The 3,354-nt window shown below is 28.8% G+C and carries 4 protein-coding genes; all 4 read left to right on the forward strand.

The features are described 5' to 3' along the window. Positions 1-130 precede the first annotated feature (130 nt). The 4 genes from VK071_06395 to VK071_06410 all read left to right on the forward strand — a co-directional run bounded on the left by VK071_06395 (position 131) and on the right by VK071_06410 (position 3,095). Positions 131-379 carry a hypothetical protein gene (locus VK071_06395; GenBank protein HLR34946.1) on the forward strand — a complete coding sequence of 83 codons (249 nt, stop codon included), beginning with the start codon at positions 131-133 and terminating at the stop codon, positions 377-379. Between the two features lie 235 nt (positions 380-614). Next, positions 615-1,484, forward strand: coding sequence for a cation diffusion facilitator family transporter (locus VK071_06400; protein ID HLR34947.1), 870 nt, complete (start codon positions 615-617; stop codon positions 1,482-1,484). Positions 1,485-1,595: 111 nt separating this feature from the next. Then, a complete protein-coding gene (locus VK071_06405; protein HLR34948.1) occupies positions 1,596-2,168 on the forward strand; it encodes a hypothetical protein in 573 nt (190 codons plus the stop codon). 72 nt (positions 2,169-2,240) lie between these two features. Beyond that, positions 2,241-3,095: a tetrahydrofolate dehydrogenase/cyclohydrolase catalytic domain-containing protein gene (locus tag VK071_06410; protein ID HLR34949.1), complete on the forward strand. Its 855-nt coding sequence runs from the start codon at positions 2,241-2,243 to the stop codon at positions 3,093-3,095. The last annotated feature ends 259 nt before the right edge of the window (positions 3,096-3,354 follow it).

Consider the following 3,354-nt stretch of genomic DNA (forward strand, 5'->3'; position numbering starts at 1 on the left):
TTAAAGAGGATAAGCCTAAAGTAGGAATGCCAATAGGAATCTTTAGATGCATTTCATAATTAGAAAAATGGAATATTTTAAGATGAAAATGCATATTATCTAATCTATAGATAAAAGGAGGTTGAAAGAGATGACAAAAATATTCATGTATGCTGTTAATCCAGTAAAGGAAGAAACAGTGGTAGTAGAAACAAAACTAAATAGGGCTATACCAGTTCTTGAAAAGTACAGAGAAAAAGAATTGGAAATGGGTTTCTTTGGTGGAGATGATTTTTTAACAATTGTAAATATATATGAGCAGTACTCCCCTTTTAATTTAGTAAAGGATTTAACATCTTTTACTAATAAATTAGAAGAGCTATTAGTAAAAACGTTATAAAGTAAATTTCTCAAAAGATAGAATCCATCTAGTTTGCTTTAGAATTTTAATTAATTTGAAAATGAAATAAAGACTATCTGCAGATTGATAGTCTTTATTTTATTTTTTTAGATAATAATAATTAGTATCAAATGATATCATCTTCTATTTGGCTAAAATAGTAGATTTGTATAATTAAGGGGTATATAATATAAGGACGTTAATTGTTAATTAGTATTACATTGGAGGTACTATTATGAATAGAATAGAATTAGGAAAGAAAACATCATTAATTTCAGTAATTATAAACATAATATTATGTATATTTAAACTTGCTGCAGGAATTTTAGGAAATAGTAAGGCAATGATTGCAGATGGAATCCACACCCTTTCAGATGTATTGGCAACCTTTGTAGTCTATTTAGGGTTAAGAATATCTTATAAGGAAGCAGATGAAAATCATCCTTATGGACATGAAAAATATGAACCGGTTTTTACTAAAATAGTTAGTGTAATATTGGTAATTACAGGATTTTTAATAGGTTATGAAAGTATAATTTCTTTAACAAAAGGAAATATAAAAATGCCAGGAAAAATTGCACTAATAGCAGCTCTTATATCTATAGTAGTAAAGGAAGGAATGTATTGGTATACAATTAAAATAGCAAAAAAGATAAAAAGTATATCCTTGGAAGCTGATGCCTGGCATCATAGATCTGATGCTTTTTCCTCATTAGGCACCTTTGCAGGAATTTTAGGTGCTAGAATGGGCTTAGTAATTTTAGACCCAATAGCTGGAATTATTGTAAGTATACTTATTTTAAAAGTAGGTGTGGAATTTTATATGAAAGCTATTAAGCAGTTAGTAGATGAAGCTGCTGATGAGGATACGATTGAGAAAATCAAGGAACTAACCCACTCCTTAGAAGGAGTTAAAGGAATAAAAACCTTAAAAACTAGAGTATTTGGTAATCGGTTATATGTTGATATTGATGTTTTGGTAGACGGTACCTTATCCGTAGAAGAAGGGCATGATATAGCTGAAAATATTCATGATTCTATAGAAAGTAATATAGAAGATGTAAAACATTGCATGGTTCATATAGAACCAATAGAAAATGATTAATATATTAGTAACTTGTAGATTAATTAAATTCTTGATACCTTAATAATTTTGTAATACAATGATAGTAATATGTAAGAATTACTATTTATATGTAACATAGGGGGGATTTTTTTGAAAAAGAAAATTGCAAAGTTTATCAGTATCATTACTGTGGTTCCCCTAGTAGCGTTTTATATTATAACACTACTATTTACTAAATCTGCAGCCTCTTTTAACGGTAATATGTGGTATTTGTACTGTGTTTTTTTTCTAACAATTATACCTATTTTAGCTTATCCATTACAAAGTTTAATACCGGAGATTAAAAAGATGGGTAGGAAAGGAGAACGAAAATTAGCCTTTATTCTAGCTGTAATATCTTATGTTTTTGGCACTAGCTTAGTATTTGTACTAAAGGGTCCTAAAATTGTAAAACAAATATTTCTAGCTTATTTAATTTCAGGACTATCTTTATCCTTTGTAAATAAAGTAATAGGTTTAAAAGCCAGTGGACATGCTTGTGGAATTTCTGGTCCTCTTACATTATTACACATTCTTCTAGGTAAAAAAATTTTATGGCTAGTTATAACAATGCCTATAGTATTTTGGTCCAGACTAAATTTAGGCCGGCATACTATAAAAGAATTAATTACGGGAACATTTATTGGTATTGTATCTAGTTATGTAGCTTTAGCTATATTATAGTTTTTTACTTACCTATAGTATGGTATAATTGAAATCGATTGGAAATTATTATTTTAGGGAAGGTGGTAAAGTATGGTAAAAATTTTAAAAGGTGGCGTAGTGGCTAAAGGAATTAAGGAAGAAATTAAAAAAGATGTAGAAGAGTTGAAAGTTAAGAATATCAATCCTAGCTTAGCTATTGTAAGATTAGGAGAAAACCCAGATGACATATCTTATGAAAAAAGTATTATTAAAAATTGTGACAAATTGGGAATAGAGGCTAAAGTAGTTACAGAAAAAGAAGATGCTTCTACAGATGAATTAGTTTCATTAATAGAAGAATTAAATGCTAATAAGGATATTCATGGAATATTAGTATTTAGACCATTGCCAAAACAAATAAATGAAGATGTAATAAGAAATACTATTGACCCTAATAAAGATATTGATTGTATGCATCCTTTAAACTTAGAAAGAGTTTGTGATGGTAAACTGGACAAATTTGTTCCATGTACTCCAAAAAGTGCCTTGGAAATATTAAAACATTATGAAATCCCATTAGAAGGGGCAAATGCAGTAGTAATCAATAGAAGTATGGTAGTAGGTAAACCATTGGCTATGATGTTATTAACAGAAAATGCTACAGTAACTATCTGTCATTCAAGAACTAAAAATTTAAATGAAATTACGAAGAATGCAGATATTGTAGTAACAGCTTTAGGAAGAGCTAAATTTTTCAGTGAAGATTATTTTAATGAAAATAGTGTAGTTATTGATGTTGGAATGAGTTTAGATGATGATGAAAAAATAAGTGGAGATGTGGATTTTGAAAATGTTTCAGAAAAAGTAAAAGCTATCACTCCAGCCTTAGGTGGGGTAGGAAGTGTAACAACTTCATTATTACTTAGTCATGTAATTAAAGGGGCAAAGCTTTCTATAAAAGAATAGGTAGAACTTTAAATAGGGTCTTGAAAAAGACTCTATTTTTCATTTTATAACAAAATTAGTCCTTTTTCTGTGAAGGAATAATAGGTGCTTTTAGAGAAGATATAAAGTAAGAGGGTTTATGGGAGGCGATATTTTGAAACTTTTAATGGAATCTTATGAAGATGTTTTGATTGTAAAATTAAAGGGAGAATTAGATCATCATGGGGCAAAACAGGGAAGGGATAAAATTGATTCTTTGTATAAAGATGAAAGATGTAAA

It is taken from the genome of Tissierellales bacterium (assembly GCA_035301805.1).
Taxonomy (GTDB): Bacteria; Bacillota; Clostridia; order Tissierellales; family DATGTQ01; genus DATGTQ01.